This window comes from Klebsiella sp. KP20-425-1, from assembly GCF_025813515.1.
In the GTDB taxonomy this organism is placed as follows: Bacteria; Pseudomonadota; Gammaproteobacteria; order Enterobacterales; family Enterobacteriaceae; genus Klebsiella; species Klebsiella pneumoniae.
On the sequence record NZ_CP109614.1, the window covers coordinates 3139839 to 3154534 of the forward strand.

Sequence of the window (14696 nt, forward strand, 5' to 3'; positions counted from 1 at the left end):
TATGATGGTTCCCGTGAGCCTGAAATGAAAAAGGCCACGTATTAGCGCAGCCCTTAAATGTTTTTGGTTAGTTGAAGTGCCTTAATCAGACGAAAAAAAGCCCGCTCAGAGGAACGGGCAGAAATGTAGGCAATACTGATTCTGTACCGGATCGAGACGTACCTAATAGTCCGAGCTACCGATTTACCAGGCGAGCGCTCGCTTTTTCCGTTACTGCCTTTTAAACATAGCTGGAGAAGCCGAAACGACAACCCCACTACCAAATAGCTTAGTGGCATTGCGTGGTGCCGGGTGCCTCCCGGTGAGCATGCCCCAGTCGGCATGGCCCGCGCTGCATTTACAGGTTCTGTAACTGACTGGTCGCCCCTCCGCATAGGGGGATTCACCACGCGCATACATTAGCTATGCAACATTCACTTAGTCAACATGCTGCGATACCAGTGCGCTAACTTCTTCCTTAAGATTCAATAATCAGTCGGATTATGCATAATCAATGCATGAAATATAATTTCAATAACAACAATAAAAAATCATCTAAAATTATAAATTTACCAAAACTATTGATTAGGATTTTTCTTACCCTCACCATAGAATCCTCCCCACAAAAAAACAAAAATGTCCACATACATTTCAAGGGGTTACACCTGCATGGCAAATTTACTCATTTTAGCACTGGCGGTAGTTCTTTTTATAGTCGCTGTACTTTCTTTCGCTTCTTACACCAAGGACAGGAAAAAGCTTAAAAATACTTTTAAGAAGCGGTATTGATCATGCGCTGATCTTTATCTTAAAGAGGCTGAGCCCGTCAGCCTCTTTTTATTCTGATTGGCCAGCACACCGCCAGCGCCCCGACGATAACCACCAGCAGAACCAGATCCATCAGCATGCCAGCCACCCGCCAGGCTACGAACAGTAGAACGACAAACAGCGCCAAGAAACACAGCCTGCGCAGCATGATTACTTACCGTTGGTGCCGAGTACCCGGCTCAGGTTTTTCAGCAGGACAGTCGAGGCCGTTTCCAGCATGTCATCACCGGCATCGGTATTGGCGACCACCAGCGTCTTAGTGCAGGGAACCTTCACCTTCGAATCACTCAGCCAGCCGGATTCGGTAACCGCCTTTTTCATCTCGTACACCGGCTTCCCGTTCGGCAATTTATCGTCAACGTGCCAGCCGTTCATATCGATCATCGTCAGGCCGCTGCCTTCCTGATTAACCGCCTCCAGAAACTTATTCGACCGGTCCGGCGCAGATACCCAAAGGAAGGCGTCATACTCGCCAGTGGTGACTTTCGCCAGCGAGCGCACACCGCCTTTGGCATAGGTCTCTACTTTGGCGTAATCCTTTTCCAGCCCCTGCAGATATTGCCAGGATGCATACGATCCGCTGGAGGGCTCACCGACCGCGATTTTCACACCTGCCTTTAAATCACCTTCATCGCTGACCTTGCCGCCCTTCTTCACCGCGACAAAAACGCATTCATCAGCCAGCTCGCCGATGATGTCCACCTTCTGCGCTTCGTTGCTGTGGCGGCTGCGCCAGAACTGGAAAGCATCAGCCTGAGTGAAACCGATCTGGGCGGTACCGCTGGCGACCTTGTCGAGATTGTCCAGAGAGCCTTTACTGGGGATCACCGTCGAGCTGTAACCATACTCGCTGAGTGCGCTGGCGAGATTAACGCCGTACACCGCGTTATAGGTCAGGCCCTGTTGACCCGTAGTGATAACGACATCCGCAGCCGAAGCGGCGTTACTCAGGCACAGCGAAGCGACCGCAATAGCAGCCATGATGACTTTTTTCATGTGACTATCCTTTTGAGGTGAGCCTTCGCCCGGAGTGGTCGCCCTGCAGAACAGTCACACGACCATTCCAAAGGCTCACCCCGAAAAGCTCTGCAGGTTTATGCGCCGGGCGGGGCGCAGATATAAAAAAGGCCCGCAAATGCGAGCCTATGGTTGTGTGGTGGTGAGCGCCCAACTCTCACTTAAAGCCAATCGACAAATTTTTATCGCTGCTTTATGGGCCGGGATTAACCGATATGTTCTTTCACCACAATCGTGCTTTGTTCCGCTTACTGGTACGGAGCGCTCAACATTAGTTTGCGCAGATCCAAATTGTGGCCCTGCTTTAAAGTCACTTTGCGCGCAGCTGGGACATGTAAGTTACGCATTGTGATCGGGATTCGCTTCAGACGCTGGCCCCGCTGCCGTTCTGGTGCTGGTTGACGGAATCGAACCGCCGACATCCTGCTTACAAGGCAGGCGCTCTACCTTCTGAGCTAAACCAGCAATCTGGTTCAGGGCTCTGCGCAGAGGGCTTTAACGTATCGTGCAGCACGTCTCTACCCAAGAGCCCTGACCGGAGTGCAGAAATGACAAGGCCCAAGGGGGTTAGCCTTGGGCCTTTAATTTATTTCATGCTGCTCAGTTCGCTTTAACGTCCCGAGCCTATCACAATTCAAGCAGTTTCTGGCTCACTTTGCAAGTAAAATCTGTCGCCATTTGTGCCGAATGCGTCACACATTGGTGCGTACAGCATCGATTCTGCCAAACTAAGCCATGTATCAACTCTTCGCCTGCAGGTCATAAAGCACCAGTCTGGATGCTTTTCATAGAGCTCTTCCGCTATGCGCCGTTTGCTCTTACGTAACCGGTAATGATCCACCAGCAGGTGGTAAAGCTCTTTGTGACCACCCGTAATGAGGACTGCCCCCAATACCTTATCAATCAGCAGTCCCTCGTCGTCTGTGCAGAAAGCCAGACCGCTTTTATTTTTACCACTGAGGATTTCCTTAAAGAACGCTTCCAGCTCCGGCTTGGTAATGCCTGATTTTTTCATACGGCGCAAAGCATCGTTTATAGCGGTCTTCGTTATCTTCCCTGACGCCAACAGCTGATTGAACATATTTCCACCACTACCGCCGCCGATGTAAGACCAGCGGCCCCACATGCGCAGCTTCCCTTGAATCCAGATGGCCTCCAACGTTTTCAGCCTGACCATTTCACCAGCTTTTCCAACCTCGGACGGGTTAATCATTATGCGTTCTCCACTATGCCAGCACGCCAATTGCCAGCGAACGATCCAGAAATCGAAACAGCAGCTCCAGCTGTGAGCCGTGCTTCTCCTCAAATGCCACGATAGAAGCGTGCAACTCGTCGTGATGCGCTCTGCAAAGCGGCAGCACAAACAGGTCATGCGCTTTTGTTCCCATTCCACCTTGTCCGTGGCCTATCAGGTGATGGGGATCATCTGCTTGTTTGTTACAGCAGACACACGTCTGAGACTTGACCCAGCGAGTCCAGCTCTCGTTAACCCAGCGGCGGCGCTTTGGTCGCAGCATGAATGATTCCGGCGTTTCAGGATCTACGCGAAGACCGAGAATTTTTTTCTGCACCACTTCGCTCGCCGCTGGCTCCGGCACAATATCGCTCTCCTTCATCACTGGTTGATGCTTTATTTCCGGCAATCGCAGGGCTTTACGGGCCAGCGATTCAGGGATTACGTGCGCCAGATTGTTTATCACCAGCCACCAGCACAACTCGGGGATCGTCAGTTGATGGTCTTCGTTGAACCCCAGCTGTGAGCGGATGAGCGTTATCAGCCAGGATACCAGGTTCTCACGCGCAATGCCTGCCAGCGTCTCTGTGTACTGATCACGCAGCAGGTTATCGCAGGCCCAGCAAAGGCGGATGCTGCCGGGCTCATGCCGGAACAGCGTAAAATTTTCGCTGTGCCATGAGCCGTGGGGATACTGGCATTCAAAACGACGCTCCAGCTCGGCCTCCAGCGAGCTGATACCACCCGCGCGCAGAATGACGTCTTTGTTTTCGAATACAGGTATCAAAACCGGGTCTTCTGCCAGTGGCTGCGTGGCGGGAGGAATGACGCCGGTTGCATAGTCGCTGTATTTTTCCGGTGCTGGCTCAATCAGTACCCGCCCTCTCCTGAACATCGGCATGAGATCAGCACCTGGGCGAAGAAGAACAACGCCCATGCGTGGGGCAATCTCAGGGGTTAGTAGTGCTCTCATATCATCTCCACGTCAGGCAGCTGCACGAAAACGTCGGATGGTGATTTCTACTTTCCCTTTCTTCACGATGTTCCCCCACTCCACCAGCATGCGCTTAACCTGACTGTCGTCTTCCCAGACGCCTGTTAGAGTCAGGGCATCGAACAGCGCTTTGTTGTAGTTATCGATATCCCGACGGCGCTGATCCGGCGGATACAACACTATGTGAACCTCGGCCAGATCAGATGATGGCCGGGGAACGGCCCGCAGTTGCTCAATAATCGCCGCTCTCGCTGCCTGCTGGAACTTGCGCCCTGTCTCGCTTACAAGATGCCTGCCTTTCAGCGGTCCCTTGCTTGGAGCGCGCCAGTAACTATTTACGCTCGGTGGAAATGGTAAAGTCAGTTTCATTTAGCCCCCTTAAAGGATCGCTACTACGTCTTTTGCGACTTCCCGCGTACTGCTTTTGCAGGAGATCGAACGGCGCGCGTTGATGAATTGCAGGTTAAAACCATGCTCCCGGTACAGGTCGAGAACCTTCGGGGCGGATGAGTTAGAAATGACTACCCGAGCCCCACGGTGAAAGGCTGATACGCATTGCTTCGCCAGGTCTACCTGGTTCTCCCAGCGAAAACCACCAGCGGCGTAGGCAGTGAATCCGGTTGTTCCCGGCATCGGTTCGTAAGGCGGATCGCAGTAAACCACATCCCCTTTCCCGGCCAGGCTGATTGTCCGGCGATAGTCTGCAGTCATGAAGACGCAGTTATGCGCCATAGCCGCGAAGGCTTTCATCTCATCCATCGGGTAATACGGAGCCTTGTAGCCTCCCCAGCCCACATTGAACTTGTTCGCCTGGTTGTAGCGCATCAGGCCATTGAAGCAATGCCGGTTGAGATACAGGAATGCAGCTGCGCGTTCAGTAGCATCCAGCGTCTGAGCGTTGAACTCGGAACGGATCAGCTCATAGCCATCTGGTGACCGCATGTGCTCGAACATCCAGCGGGCCTTCAATTCCACTTCATCCGGCACCACCGCTAACATCTGATACAGATTAATCAGGTCCGGATTAACGTCCGCCAGCAGGTAATCTGCGTGCTTTTCGCTGTTCAGGAATACCGACCCACCACCAACGAATGGCTCTATCAGGCGTTTCCCTGCCGGGATATGCACGAACAGGTCAGCCAGCTGGGTATACTTTCCACCAGCCCATTTGAGAAATGGCTTGCTCATGTGCGGAACCCCGAGTTTTCTGGCAATGAGTAATCAACCCCGTCGAAGCTGGCTCGCGAAATGGACGATTCCTGGCGGGAGCTATTGAGTGGAGCAGATAGTTTTAACGACAGCTCATCCCATTTTTCCCGAAGCTTCGACGGGCTGAGTACGTTTTTACACCAGAACGAATCTTTGTTGGCGCGCTTGAACAGTGAGCAAATTTGTTTATGGGTTCTCCCGTCCTGCATCACCATCAGGCGAACCTCATTCGCCCATGCGGTCCAGTTTGGTTCTTTAGGGCGAACTACCTCACCATCACTTTCAGCAGCCAGTTCGTACATGCTGATAATTTTTCCCCAAATGAACTCGGCGCAGGTTAAATCGTCCTGGCTGCCCCACTGCCGCTTTGCAGCGCTGTACACCACCGCGTCAGGATGTCGTGACAGAAATTCATCTGCAGAGCCCTGTTCGTCCGGTTGCGAAGCGTCCGGACAAGAAGGATTTATATCTGATGGATCAGTAGTTGATTTTACTGACGGATCCCCACCAGATTCTGACGGGTCAAAACTGGTTTTTTTGATGGATTCCGACGCCTCAAATTTTGAGGGGTCAATTTTTGACGCATCAGATTTTGACGCGTCAGATTTTGATGTGTCAGAAACTGACAGGTGAGAAAATGCCGCTTTCTGTAGTTTGGAAACGTTGAGCTGGTAGACGTTCGATGCATTACGGTTGCCGTTGCGGCGCTGCGTACGAGTGAGCCACCCCTCTTTCTCAAGTGCAGCTATCGCCGTTCTGACAGTACTTTCACCAGCGCCAATCTGACGGGATATGGTCGCAATAGAAGGCCAGCAAACACCCTCATCGTTGCTGAAGTCAGCCAGGCGCGCCATGATTGCCACGCTGGATAGCTTCATCCCCGAAGATGCACAAGCGTCCCAGACGTATCCTGTTAATTTAGTGCTCATGATCGTCCTTTATTTCTCTGAATTTACGTCTGAATTGCTCGAGGGGGCTAAAGCATTCATGCTCGTACCCTTCACGCAGGTATATAACGCGCTGTGTCTGGGGCTCCCAGCGTATGACCCTGACCGGGACACCGTAGTGATCTCTGAACCATCGGTTGAGCTCTCGCATACTTTCTCCGCCTGGCCGTTAAAGTCCCCTACCACCCACTGAGCAAACTGGTAGCAGACAGGCTCGAACCCGCCTGGTACTCTTACCCCATACACGAACTGCACCGGCCCTGATCCACCAGGAACCGGACGCGCCACAAGTTGCGACCTGCGGTACTGTGTTGATAAACTGTTCATGCGTTAGTAATCTCCACTGATAACGACACGCCACGACGCCAGGAGCTGCAACTCGCTGGCGTCACTTCTTTTTGCGTGAAAAAAGCGTGATGATTGCGGCAATCTCTTCTTCACGAGCTGCCAGGTGACGGCGGTGATGCACCATGATTTCTTCGGCCTCGTGCCTTTCAATAACGCCATCTTCAAGCGCCTGTTCGATAATCTGATCAACCTGCCCCCTGGCGGCAGAGGTACGCATTGCCCGGCTAAATAAGTCCACGCGGTCCAGTTCTTCCAGGTGCGGAACATCCACCAGCAGAGCACCACGACGGCGAGCGAAGTAGTCAGCCAGTAACGACGTGTTGGAAATGTCCTCCATCGCTTCCAGTTCGCTGACTTCGAAGAAACGACAACCATTTTTCTCATAAAGGTTGTTATTGAACTGCGTTAAGGTCATGCCTAGCGCGCCAGCCATAGCCTCACGCCCACCATGTATGGACTTACACATAGCCTTGACTACATCTTTCAAACTTTGCTTTTGTTCTACCATGTTGATAACCCTTCGCTTAAAATCACTTTCTTAGCCCACGGAACAGCCGGTGTATTAAATGAATAACCCTTTGTCTAAATTGACTCTGGACTACTGGTACAAAGTTTTGATTGTCGCTGGTGCATTCGTTTTTCTGCTGAACGGTACTGGAGTTCTTTCTGCATATCCTCCTGGCCCTACAGCACTGGTTTCCCTTGGCGTCTTTTTTTGGGGCATTGGTGAGTGGATTAACCACCCCTACCAGGAAATGCTCCAGTACGACGGCCTCGGTCGGGTTACAGCAACCATTTCTGGTTACCCGAGAAATCCCAAGCGAATCGGAGTCGTGTTCGATATCCTTGCCTTTGTTCTTATCGCTATAGGTGTCTGGAAGTTTTTCTGATAAGGTCCACCCGATCAGAGTCACTACTCGATTCATTTCATCCAGCCTTACCGTTTCAGGGTTGAGCGCTTGCAACCGCTTTATCACCTCTGATTCAATTTTTTTTGTCACACCTACCCCTTTAAAATTCGATTTGTAGTTACTTTCAAGCAGCTGAATCTGTAGCCTTTTGGTAAAGGCTGGCGTCGTACTTCAGCTTGCCTTTCGTAATTCGTTCGATGACGAATGCTTGTTTTTGAGGGATGACTTCACCCCATCGGCAAACTGCCGGGTGGGAAATACCAAGAACACTTGCGGTTTTTGATACGCCTCCGAAGTGTTCGATAACTTCTGATTTACGCATGGTTCCTCCTGGTTAACTTACGCTTTAAAGGTAACAAAAGGTACATTAAATAGCAAACAACAGTTACAAGGAATCCATGTAACATTGGTTACATGAAAACAGAGATGAAAGACCGAATAAGATCCCGTCGAGTCCAGCTCGACATAACACAGCAGACCCTAGCTAAACGCTTGGGGGTAAGCCGTGTTTCCGTAACAAAATGGGAGAGCGGCACTACTAAACCTGATGGTGAGAATCTCCATCAGCTGGCGGTGGCGCTGCAGACAACTCCAGAATGGATTCTTTACGGTCGAGGTGAGGAAACGCCGGATGATACAAAAGTTATTCCGTTCCTTAAGCCACCCACGGCAGTTCCTATTATCTCCGCTGTTCAAGCTGGGATGTGGACTGATACTTATGCATGCTCAAGGCTTTCTGATGTGATTTCATGGACGCAAACCACTGCAAACGTTTCTAATGAAGCATTCGGACTGGTAGTTCGCGGGGAGTCTATGACTAACCCTCATGGTCTGCCATCCATCCCAGAAGGATCGATCGTTATTGTTGAACCGCACTATGGTCAATTGGATGACCTTTACGGAAAAATTGTAGTGGCAATACTCGACGGCTCTGCTGAAGCTACCGTTAAAAAGCTGGTATGGGATAGCCCTTTCGCATACTTGATGCCACTTAACCCTGCCTTTAAACCCATCCCGATAGATGGTAATTGCCGGATTGTTGGTAAAGTGGTTCAGATTACCCAAAACATTTAAGTTACTCATTTCTAAAGCCAGATCTCCTTCTGGCTTTTTTTTCAATCCACAGGTAACAAAAAGTACATAGCTCTCTTGACCATATTGGTAACTAAAGGTACATTTAAATCACACCACGAGTACCGGTAGTTACATACTCTGGTGTGGTAGTGAGCATTACGGCATATGGCACATGTGCCGCAGCGGCCTGAGAGTCCCTTTATCCATGCCTCTCAGAACAACCGGAATGTGCAAGCGACGTGCGCCCCACCAGCGCGGCGAAAAGGTGTGACGCCCGGGAAGAGTCCGGGACATAACAGATGAGAGCATTGGCGGTGAACGGGCAAACACACAAGCCGTAAGCCGATCCGAACGCAATAGCTAATCGTATCAGTGCTCTTTTCGTTGTGTGGAGAACTAACGTACCGCCATTGCAGTGGCGGTCCCCCATCAGCAAGAAATTTTAACCAGCTATTCACCCACTCTCATGGGTTGGGTTGCTGCACCCTAAATTTACGCGTTGCAGCGCGTCAGATGGAGAACAAAAGATGGCTAAGACAGCAAAACAACTGATTAAACAGGCGTACGAAATAGCCAAAACTATGCCACCAGAACAGGCAGCAATCATCAGGGAACTGGCTACCGTCCTCGATGTGTCGAATGTAGCCCTGCGCCAGACGCGCACCGAACGTGACGCCCTTCTCGCAGAGGTCAAATCCTGGGCGAAAGAGTGTGATCGTCTGACCGAGCGACACACCAAGAAGCGCACAAATCTGCATGTCCTCGAAGCAATGCGCGACTTGAAAGCAATTTGCCCTACCAGCTTCCGTAACGTGGAGGCTCTCTAATGGCTAAAGACTCAAAGATTGTATACGGCGCCAGCGGCAAAACGAACGTTTTAACGTTCGAACCTGAAAGCCTGCATCTGGTTACCGACAAAACACACCCGCTTTACGATGAACGGATCCACCTTCCTATCGACGAAGGAATGATTCTGAACATCAAAGAGCTGGGTGTACTGGAACCTATCATCGTCTGGAAAGACCCTGAAACGGGGCTCACCTGCGTAGTTGTAGGCCGTCAGCGCGTAAAACATACCCTGGAGGCAAATAAGCTTCTTTTGAAAGAGGGCAAAGCCCCACTGCTTGTTCCTGGGGTCGTTAAGCGCGGATCAGCAAATCAGATGGCTAAATACATGGTAAGCGAAAACGAAATTCGCCGACCTGATACGCCGCTTGGCCGGGCTAAAAAAATGTCAGATGCGCTCGACCGCGGGCTCGATGAGGACGACATTGCTGTGTTGTTTGGCTGCAGCGTTCAGACCGTTCGTGCAACGCTCTCCCTTCTCGATGCCACTCAGGCCGTCAGGGAAGCGGTAGAGGCTGGCACAGTTACCGTTACCCAGGCGCGTCAGCTGGCATCTCTTAAACCCGAAGAGCAGCGGGAGAAGGTCTCTGAAATCGAAGCGGCAACTGCTGGCACAACCGGCCATGAAAAAGCCCGGCGTCAGCGTCAGATCCTCGGTGATGTAAAGCCGCGCCTGAAAACCCGCAAAGAAATTACTAAAGCCCTGGAATCTGCCGGGGGTGAGTATGCGAGCGCACTCCGTTGGGTGCTTGGGGAGGCGCAATGAATTTTGAACCTGAGAATTACAGCAAATACACCCTGCGTCGGTTCGCCGCCCTGTTAGATGTGATCTGCTGGGTGCTGATTGCCGTAGTAACCGTTGGTATCTGCATGTTTATTGAATGGTGGGCAGCATGAGTAAATCACTGAACGCACGTTGCATCCGCCGCTGGGAAGTTGAATTTAAACCATTCTGCGACTCAAAGCGCAATCCGTACTGGCGCAAGCGTGACCTTCGTGGGTATATCCGCGAAGCGGCGCTTACCACCGCTTACAGCATGGTCGAGAGCATGGCTGAACGTAACGCCAAGGTTGACTATGACGGTGAGCCGAACGGCTGGACACCAGAATTTTCGGTCTGGTATCGGGAGCGCCATGAACAGTACCTGAAAGAGGCGCGTGACTACCTGGACGAAGACGCTACCAATGACGAAATAGACGAAGAGATCGAGAACGAGCTGGAGGCCTGGAATGACTGAGCAAACCATTCTCGACATGTGCTGTGGCTCCCGCATGTTCTGGTTCGACAAACAGGACCCGCGTGCAGTGTTCGCCGACATTCGCTCCGAGCAGCACACACTGTGCGACGGGCGCAGCCTGGTTATCAGCCCGGACATTATCGCCGACTTCCGCGCGCTGCCGTTCGCTGACGCCTCTTTCCCCATTGTCGTGTTTGACCCGCCGCATCTTGAAAGAGTTGGCGAAAACGCCTGGATGGGTAAGAAATACGGTCGCCTGAACAAAGACACCTGGCGCGATGACCTGCGTGCGGGTTTCAAAGAAGCGTTCAGAGTGCTGCGGCCACACGGCGTACTCATCTTCAAATGGAATGAAACCCAGATACCGGTTAGCCAGATCCTGGCGCTCACTGACGAGAAGCCGGCTATCTGGCAACGCACAGGGAAAGCGGACAAAACGCACTGGGTAATTTTCGTGAAGGGGGCCAACAAATGAGCATCACTATCGAAAAAATGGATGTTCTGTCTTTCACCATTACCGGCGCTGAACGTTTAGACCCTGTGCGGGTGATGATTGAAAACTATGAGCCAGGAAAGGGAAGAATTACTGTCACCTGCTACGGCCAAGCATGGACTGGCGCATGGTTTGCGATGGGCGGTGACACTGTTCAGGCGTTCATTAAGCGTGTCAGCAATGACTATCTGATCGGGTGTTTAGCTCCCCGGCTTGAAAGCTCGGTTGACGATGATAACGACGCCAACCTTGAATTCGTTAAATCGCAAATCATCAAGCTTCGCCGCGAACATGAAATTGATAAGGGTGATGCCCGTGAAATGTGGACAGAGGCCGAAAATGCGGAGGATGTGAAGGCGAACTGCTGTGATTTTATCGTTGGGGACAAACTTTTGAAATTGTTTGGCGACGACCCCTGGTATGCCGGATGGCCGTCTGTACCCAATCCGAAATATCAATACCTCGATCGTATCCTGAATGCGGTTCGTGTCGGGCTGGTAGAAATGGAGCGTGCAGCATGACAACTGATATCACCGAACTGGCGCAGCGTATGAAGGCCGCTGCAGAGAAAGCGACTCCGGGCGAATGGTGGGCCGACGAAGTTAAAAATGAAGGATGCTACGGGTCTGGCGATGACTGCGTGGAGGGATTCACCTCATACGCAATTTATGGCTCTGACGGGCAAACCCTCTTTGATTCGCTCAACAGTGACGCCGCCTGCATCTGTGAGGAATACGACGGCGAGGGGCATGTGGCATGGGATGAGACGGCGCAGCGTAACGCCGAATTCATCGCCCTGGCTAACCTTGCCAACGTTCTCGCGCTGGTAGAGGCACTGGAGAAGGCACAGCAGCGTATCGAGGAACTCGAGTCTGATCTGTCTAAATGGACAGACTGCAAGCACGATGGTGCTACCTACTACGACATGAGCGGCCAAGAGCGCTGCGGAAGATGTGGGGCGGATGTATGACCACCAAATTAACCAAAAAAGAATCCGCATGGTTCGATGAAGTTAACGCGGTTCTGGCGCGCTGCCCATCGCCGGAAAAGTTCGGCTTCTACACCATTGGCGATCCTAACGTGATGGTATACGACCTGCGCAAAGAGAAAGATATCGATCGCTTGTTAGACACACGCCGTTCGCCAGATTGGTGTATTGCGGTTCGTGACGCCGACGCTGAGATCGACGCCAATATTTACTTTCCTTCTGCCGTACTGAGCACGGCAGGATAAGGAGCCAACCAATGACCAGCAAAATAACCAGAGAGCAGCTTCACGAACGCGCTCGTGAAAACGTCAAAGCGCTGAAAATGGCATCACGACAGACAGCATTCGAAAGCGCACGCGAAGAAATATTGGCTGACCTGCAGCTTGCTGAACTGGCTCTGGCCGCAATGGACGGCGAGCCGGTGGCGTGGACATGGCACTATCGTGAGCAATGGCATGTCACAAACGATAAATGCCGGGCAGAATTTGTCGCAAAAGATGGAGATGTGGCTGTACTGCCGCTCTATCGCCACGCGCAGCCGGTGCCGATAGTGCAGATGGTCCCGGAGGAAGCGCCAGAGCACCTTCTACCAAAGGGCAATAGTCGCGATACCACTTATCGACGTGGGGCAATTATCCTTGGCTGGAAACTATGCCGCGCCGCCATGCTCGCAGCCGCCCCGCAGGAGGTGAAAGGTGAATAGAGTCGAATTGCTTCAGAAGATATCGGCGCTCGCTACTGAATGCCACGCGCTGGCCTGTGAGCTTGATATTGGTGATGAGCGAACCGAAATGTTCGAAATCTACAGCGTGCTACACAACCTCGGTCGCCGCGGGTACGCCTGCCAGGTAGGGCGGCGAATGAATCCATTGCTCGCATCCTGCGATGACGACGATGATGAGGATGATGACTGATGCCAAGTAAATTAAAGCGTCGGCGATGGAGGCGTATGCGGGATGATTTAGCCTGGTATAAGGATGAAGCAAAGGACCTTCATTGCCGTCTTATGGAATTAGCCGATGAAGTTGCAAACCTTCGCAAACAGATTCTCCCAGAATCTAAAACGGTGATTGCCAAACTGAAGATGTACGAAACAGATAAGGATGATCGAGACCACCAGCTATGCAGAAGATGTAATGACGGGATTCGTGGTGGTTGCTCGTCATGTGCTTATAACGTTCGATAACCGGGTGCAGCCGGTATGTGGAGAAGAAATGTCACGTATGGTCTCTTTACTCGAATGGGCGAAAGATGAATTCGGCAGTGAAGCCCCTAGCGAGCGAGTATTAAAAAAATACGCTAAAGGTCAGATGATAGCGCCACCACCGATGAGAGTCGGACGGCGCTGGATGGTTGACAAAGAAGCTCGTTTTATAGGTGTAGTTGCTGAACCGCAACTTCCAATAAATGTTAACCCAAAACTGAGACGGATAATTAGCGATGGCAGCTAGACCGCGTACCCATAAAATCACTATTCCAAACCTATATTGCAAACTTGATAAACGTACCGGAAAGGTTTACTGGCAATACAAACACCCGATATCTGGTCGTTTTCACAGCCTCGGCACGGACGAAGCTGAAGCAAAGCAGGTGGCAAGTGAAGCAAATACTATTATTGCAGAGCAGCGAACCAGGCAGATCCTTGGTATTAACGAGCGCCTAGCTCGCATGAAAGGAAACCGCACGGATATTACAGTTTCTTCATGGCTCGACAAATATGAATTGGTGCAGGAGGAAAGATTGAAACACAACGAGCTGCGCCCAAACTCTTTTCGACAGAAAGCTAAACCAATCCGTCTTTTTCGGGAACATTGTGGAATGCAATATCTAAAAGATATTACAGCACTTGATATTTCCGAAATAACAGATGCTGTTAAGGCAGAGGGTCATAACAGGATGGCTCAAGTTGTACGCATGGTACTAATAGATGTTTTTAAGGAGGCTCAACATGCTGGTCACGTTCCGCCAGGATACAACCCTGCCCAAGCAACGAAACAGCCACGAAACAAGATAAGCAGACAAAGGCTATCTCTGGAGGAATGGAAGGCTATTTATACATCCGCCGAACAACAACAACCTTATTTACAATGTGGAATGTTGCTTGCCATTGTAACAGGGCAACGCCTAGGAGATATTTGCAATATGAAGTTTTCGGATGTATGGGATGATATGCTGCATATTGAGCAGGAGAAAACAGGAACTCGATTAGCCATTCCCCTTTCTCTCAGAAATGAAGCGTTAAATATTACTCTGAGTGATGTTATTTCAAAATGTAGAGATGCTGTGGTGAGTAAATACCTTGTTCATTTTCGCCATAGCACCTCACAGGCTAGTCGTGGTGACCAAGTGTCAGCCAAGACACTTACTTCAACGTTCAAGAAAGCACGGGATAAAAGCGGTCTAACCTGGGAAGAGGGAACAGCTCCGACTTTCCATGAACAGAGATCACTTTCCGAGCGCTTGTATCGTGAGCAAGGGATAGACACCCAGAAACTATTGGGCCACAAAACAATGAAAATGACTGACAGATACAATGATGACCGCGGTAAAGAGTGGATCATTGTTGGTAAAAAAGCAGTATGATCTTCAA

At 51.1% G+C, this 14696-nt stretch carries 25 protein-coding genes and 1 tRNA gene; 15 read left to right on the plus strand and 11 right to left on the minus strand.

Annotated elements, in window-relative coordinates:
- Positions 1-648 precede the first annotated feature (648 nt).
- Positions 649-768, plus strand: a complete 120-nt coding sequence (locus OHJ17_RS26470; RefSeq protein ID WP_139159138.1) for a small membrane protein — start codon at positions 649-651, stop codon at positions 766-768.
- Between the two features lie 37 nt (positions 769-805).
- On the opposite strand, the gene OHJ17_RS15550 is transcribed toward OHJ17_RS26470, so the two are convergent.
- The 10 genes from OHJ17_RS15550 to OHJ17_RS15595 form a co-directional block, all read right to left on the minus strand.
- The gene (locus OHJ17_RS15550; RefSeq protein WP_038435280.1) at positions 806-955 is read right to left on the minus strand and encodes a hypothetical protein; all 150 of its coding nucleotides are present in this window, start codon (positions 953-955) and stop codon (positions 806-808) included.
- A 2-nt stretch (positions 956-957) separates the two neighbouring features.
- A complete protein-coding gene (locus OHJ17_RS15555) occupies positions 958-1803 on the minus strand; it encodes a TAXI family TRAP transporter solute-binding subunit (protein WP_170826749.1) in 846 nt (281 codons plus the stop codon).
- Positions 1804-2213: 410 nt separating this feature from the next.
- A tRNA-Thr gene (locus OHJ17_RS15560) sits at positions 2214-2289 on the minus strand.
- Between the two features lie 169 nt (positions 2290-2458).
- Positions 2459-3037, minus strand: coding sequence for a DUF1133 family protein (locus OHJ17_RS15565; RefSeq protein WP_038992047.1), 579 nt, complete (start codon positions 3035-3037; stop codon positions 2459-2461).
- A 13-nt stretch (positions 3038-3050) separates the two neighbouring features.
- Positions 3051-4031, minus strand: coding sequence for a DUF968 domain-containing protein (locus tag OHJ17_RS15570; protein WP_114505271.1), 981 nt, complete (start codon positions 4029-4031; stop codon positions 3051-3053).
- A gap of 12 nt (positions 4032-4043) precedes the next feature.
- Positions 4044-4421, minus strand: a complete 378-nt coding sequence (locus OHJ17_RS15575; RefSeq protein WP_000779146.1) for a RusA family crossover junction endodeoxyribonuclease — start codon at positions 4419-4421, stop codon at positions 4044-4046.
- 9 nt (positions 4422-4430) lie between these two features.
- Positions 4431-5240 (minus strand): DNA adenine methylase, encoded by an 810-nt coding sequence (locus OHJ17_RS15580; protein ID WP_114505270.1) that lies wholly within the window; start codon positions 5238-5240, stop codon positions 4431-4433.
- Positions 5237-6190 carry a helix-turn-helix domain-containing protein gene (locus OHJ17_RS15585; protein WP_017880208.1) on the minus strand — a complete coding sequence of 318 codons (954 nt, stop codon included), beginning with the start codon at positions 6188-6190 and terminating at the stop codon, positions 5237-5239. Before OHJ17_RS15585 ends, OHJ17_RS15580 begins: the two co-directional genes overlap by 4 nt.
- Complete coding sequence (locus OHJ17_RS15590) at positions 6180-6359, minus strand: DUF4222 domain-containing protein (protein WP_001208720.1); 180 nt, start codon at positions 6357-6359, stop codon at positions 6180-6182. Before OHJ17_RS15590 ends, OHJ17_RS15585 begins: the two co-directional genes overlap by 11 nt.
- A gap of 237 nt (positions 6360-6596) precedes the next feature.
- Positions 6597-7064 (minus strand): YmfL family putative regulatory protein, encoded by a 468-nt coding sequence (locus OHJ17_RS15595; protein WP_023149828.1) that lies wholly within the window; start codon positions 7062-7064, stop codon positions 6597-6599.
- 58 nt (positions 7065-7122) lie between these two features.
- Between OHJ17_RS15595 and OHJ17_RS15600 the strand changes: the two genes are divergently transcribed.
- Positions 7123-7446: a hypothetical protein gene (locus OHJ17_RS15600; RefSeq protein WP_032429376.1), complete on the plus strand. Its 324-nt coding sequence runs from the start codon at positions 7123-7125 to the stop codon at positions 7444-7446.
- 145 nt (positions 7447-7591) lie between these two features.
- Here the strand turns inward: OHJ17_RS15600 and OHJ17_RS15605 are convergent, their stop codons facing one another.
- Positions 7592-7789, minus strand: a complete 198-nt coding sequence (locus OHJ17_RS15605) for a Cro/CI family transcriptional regulator (RefSeq protein ID WP_016530206.1) — start codon at positions 7787-7789, stop codon at positions 7592-7594.
- Between the two features lie 92 nt (positions 7790-7881).
- Between OHJ17_RS15605 and OHJ17_RS15610 the strand changes: the two genes are divergently transcribed.
- From OHJ17_RS15610 to OHJ17_RS15670, 13 genes are all read left to right on the plus strand, one after another.
- Positions 7882-8541: a LexA family protein gene (locus tag OHJ17_RS15610; RefSeq protein ID WP_016530207.1), complete on the plus strand. Its 660-nt coding sequence runs from the start codon at positions 7882-7884 to the stop codon at positions 8539-8541.
- A gap of 527 nt (positions 8542-9068) precedes the next feature.
- Positions 9069-9368, plus strand: a complete 300-nt coding sequence (locus OHJ17_RS15615) for a hypothetical protein (protein ID WP_021313641.1) — start codon at positions 9069-9071, stop codon at positions 9366-9368.
- A complete protein-coding gene (locus tag OHJ17_RS15620) occupies positions 9368-10153 on the plus strand; it encodes a ParB/RepB/Spo0J family partition protein (protein WP_114507895.1) in 786 nt (261 codons plus the stop codon). The genes OHJ17_RS15615 and OHJ17_RS15620 overlap by 1 nt, the downstream gene beginning before the upstream one ends.
- Entirely contained in the window at positions 10150-10284 is a 135-nt protein-coding gene (locus OHJ17_RS15625) for a hypothetical protein (RefSeq protein ID WP_004213353.1), read from the plus strand. The genes OHJ17_RS15620 and OHJ17_RS15625 overlap by 4 nt, the downstream gene beginning before the upstream one ends.
- On the plus strand, positions 10281-10625 hold the full coding sequence (locus tag OHJ17_RS15630; RefSeq protein WP_114507894.1) for a hypothetical protein: 345 nt from the start codon (positions 10281-10283) through the stop codon (positions 10623-10625). The genes OHJ17_RS15625 and OHJ17_RS15630 overlap by 4 nt, the downstream gene beginning before the upstream one ends.
- Positions 10618-11100, plus strand: coding sequence for a class I SAM-dependent methyltransferase (locus OHJ17_RS15635; RefSeq protein WP_114505240.1), 483 nt, complete (start codon positions 10618-10620; stop codon positions 11098-11100). The genes OHJ17_RS15630 and OHJ17_RS15635 overlap by 8 nt, the downstream gene beginning before the upstream one ends.
- Entirely contained in the window at positions 11097-11639 is a 543-nt protein-coding gene (locus tag OHJ17_RS15640) for a hypothetical protein (protein WP_021312729.1), read from the plus strand. The genes OHJ17_RS15635 and OHJ17_RS15640 overlap by 4 nt, the downstream gene beginning before the upstream one ends.
- The gene (locus OHJ17_RS15645; RefSeq protein WP_167875335.1) at positions 11636-12088 is read left to right on the plus strand and encodes an ead/Ea22-like family protein; all 453 of its coding nucleotides are present in this window, start codon (positions 11636-11638) and stop codon (positions 12086-12088) included. Before OHJ17_RS15640 ends, OHJ17_RS15645 begins: the two co-directional genes overlap by 4 nt.
- Complete coding sequence (locus OHJ17_RS15650; protein WP_029497324.1) at positions 12085-12351, plus strand: hypothetical protein; 267 nt, start codon at positions 12085-12087, stop codon at positions 12349-12351. The genes OHJ17_RS15645 and OHJ17_RS15650 overlap by 4 nt, the downstream gene beginning before the upstream one ends.
- 11 nt (positions 12352-12362) lie before the next feature.
- The gene (locus OHJ17_RS15655; RefSeq protein WP_023284953.1) at positions 12363-12809 is read left to right on the plus strand and encodes a hypothetical protein; all 447 of its coding nucleotides are present in this window, start codon (positions 12363-12365) and stop codon (positions 12807-12809) included.
- Entirely contained in the window at positions 12802-13020 is a 219-nt protein-coding gene (locus tag OHJ17_RS15660; RefSeq protein ID WP_023284952.1) for a hypothetical protein, read from the plus strand. The genes OHJ17_RS15655 and OHJ17_RS15660 overlap by 8 nt, the downstream gene beginning before the upstream one ends.
- Before the next feature lie 300 nt (positions 13021-13320).
- Complete coding sequence (locus tag OHJ17_RS15665) at positions 13321-13557, plus strand: excisionase (RefSeq protein ID WP_000089156.1); 237 nt, start codon at positions 13321-13323, stop codon at positions 13555-13557.
- Positions 13547-14689 (plus strand): site-specific integrase, encoded by a 1143-nt coding sequence (locus OHJ17_RS15670; RefSeq protein ID WP_000741346.1) that lies wholly within the window; start codon positions 13547-13549, stop codon positions 14687-14689. The genes OHJ17_RS15665 and OHJ17_RS15670 overlap by 11 nt, the downstream gene beginning before the upstream one ends.
- The last annotated feature ends 7 nt before the right edge of the window (positions 14690-14696 follow it).

Bases quoted from the DNA above. Each gene is read 5' to 3' on its own strand.
- OHJ17_RS15605 (WP_016530206.1), bottom strand. From the start codon at position 7,789: ATGCGTAAATCAGAAGTTATCGAACACTTCGGAGGCGTATCAAAAACC.
- OHJ17_RS15655 (WP_023284953.1), top strand. From the start codon at position 12,363: ATGACCAGCAAAATAACCAGAGAGCAGCTTCACGAACGCGCTCGTGAA.
- OHJ17_RS15665 (WP_000089156.1), top strand. From the start codon at position 13,321: ATGTCACGTATGGTCTCTTTACTCGAATGGGCGAAAGATGAATTCGGC.
- OHJ17_RS15635 (WP_114505240.1), top strand. From the start codon at position 10,618: ATGACTGAGCAAACCATTCTCGACATGTGCTGTGGCTCCCGCATGTTC.
- OHJ17_RS15565 (WP_038992047.1), bottom strand. From the start codon at position 3,037: ATGATTAACCCGTCCGAGGTTGGAAAAGCTGGTGAAATGGTCAGGCTG.
- OHJ17_RS15625 (WP_004213353.1), top strand. From the start codon at position 10,150: ATGAATTTTGAACCTGAGAATTACAGCAAATACACCCTGCGTCGGTTC.
- OHJ17_RS15645 (WP_167875335.1), top strand. From the start codon at position 11,636: ATGACAACTGATATCACCGAACTGGCGCAGCGTATGAAGGCCGCTGCA.
- OHJ17_RS26470 (WP_139159138.1), top strand. From the start codon at position 649: ATGGCAAATTTACTCATTTTAGCACTGGCGGTAGTTCTTTTTATAGTC.
- OHJ17_RS15650 (WP_029497324.1), top strand. From the start codon at position 12,085: ATGACCACCAAATTAACCAAAAAAGAATCCGCATGGTTCGATGAAGTT.
- OHJ17_RS15615 (WP_021313641.1), top strand. From the start codon at position 9,069: ATGGCTAAGACAGCAAAACAACTGATTAAACAGGCGTACGAAATAGCC.
- OHJ17_RS15610 (WP_016530207.1), top strand. From the start codon at position 7,882: ATGAAAACAGAGATGAAAGACCGAATAAGATCCCGTCGAGTCCAGCTC.
- OHJ17_RS15640 (WP_021312729.1), top strand. From the start codon at position 11,097: ATGAGCATCACTATCGAAAAAATGGATGTTCTGTCTTTCACCATTACC.
- OHJ17_RS15580 (WP_114505270.1), bottom strand. From the start codon at position 5,240: ATGAGCAAGCCATTTCTCAAATGGGCTGGTGGAAAGTATACCCAGCTG.
- OHJ17_RS15555 (WP_170826749.1), bottom strand. From the start codon at position 1,803: ATGAAAAAAGTCATCATGGCTGCTATTGCGGTCGCTTCGCTGTGCCTG.
- OHJ17_RS15570 (WP_114505271.1), bottom strand. From the start codon at position 4,031: ATGAGAGCACTACTAACCCCTGAGATTGCCCCACGCATGGGCGTTGTT.
- OHJ17_RS15590 (WP_001208720.1), bottom strand. From the start codon at position 6,359: ATGCGAGAGCTCAACCGATGGTTCAGAGATCACTACGGTGTCCCGGTC.
- OHJ17_RS15670 (WP_000741346.1), top strand. From the start codon at position 13,547: ATGGCAGCTAGACCGCGTACCCATAAAATCACTATTCCAAACCTATAT.
- OHJ17_RS15595 (WP_023149828.1), bottom strand. From the start codon at position 7,064: ATGGTAGAACAAAAGCAAAGTTTGAAAGATGTAGTCAAGGCTATGTGT.
- OHJ17_RS15585 (WP_017880208.1), bottom strand. From the start codon at position 6,190: ATGAGCACTAAATTAACAGGATACGTCTGGGACGCTTGTGCATCTTCG.
- OHJ17_RS15630 (WP_114507894.1), top strand. From the start codon at position 10,281: ATGAGTAAATCACTGAACGCACGTTGCATCCGCCGCTGGGAAGTTGAA.
- OHJ17_RS15575 (WP_000779146.1), bottom strand. From the start codon at position 4,421: ATGAAACTGACTTTACCATTTCCACCGAGCGTAAATAGTTACTGGCGC.
- OHJ17_RS15550 (WP_038435280.1), bottom strand. From the start codon at position 955: ATGCTGCGCAGGCTGTGTTTCTTGGCGCTGTTTGTCGTTCTACTGTTC.
- OHJ17_RS15620 (WP_114507895.1), top strand. From the start codon at position 9,368: ATGGCTAAAGACTCAAAGATTGTATACGGCGCCAGCGGCAAAACGAAC.
- OHJ17_RS15600 (WP_032429376.1), top strand. From the start codon at position 7,123: ATGAATAACCCTTTGTCTAAATTGACTCTGGACTACTGGTACAAAGTT.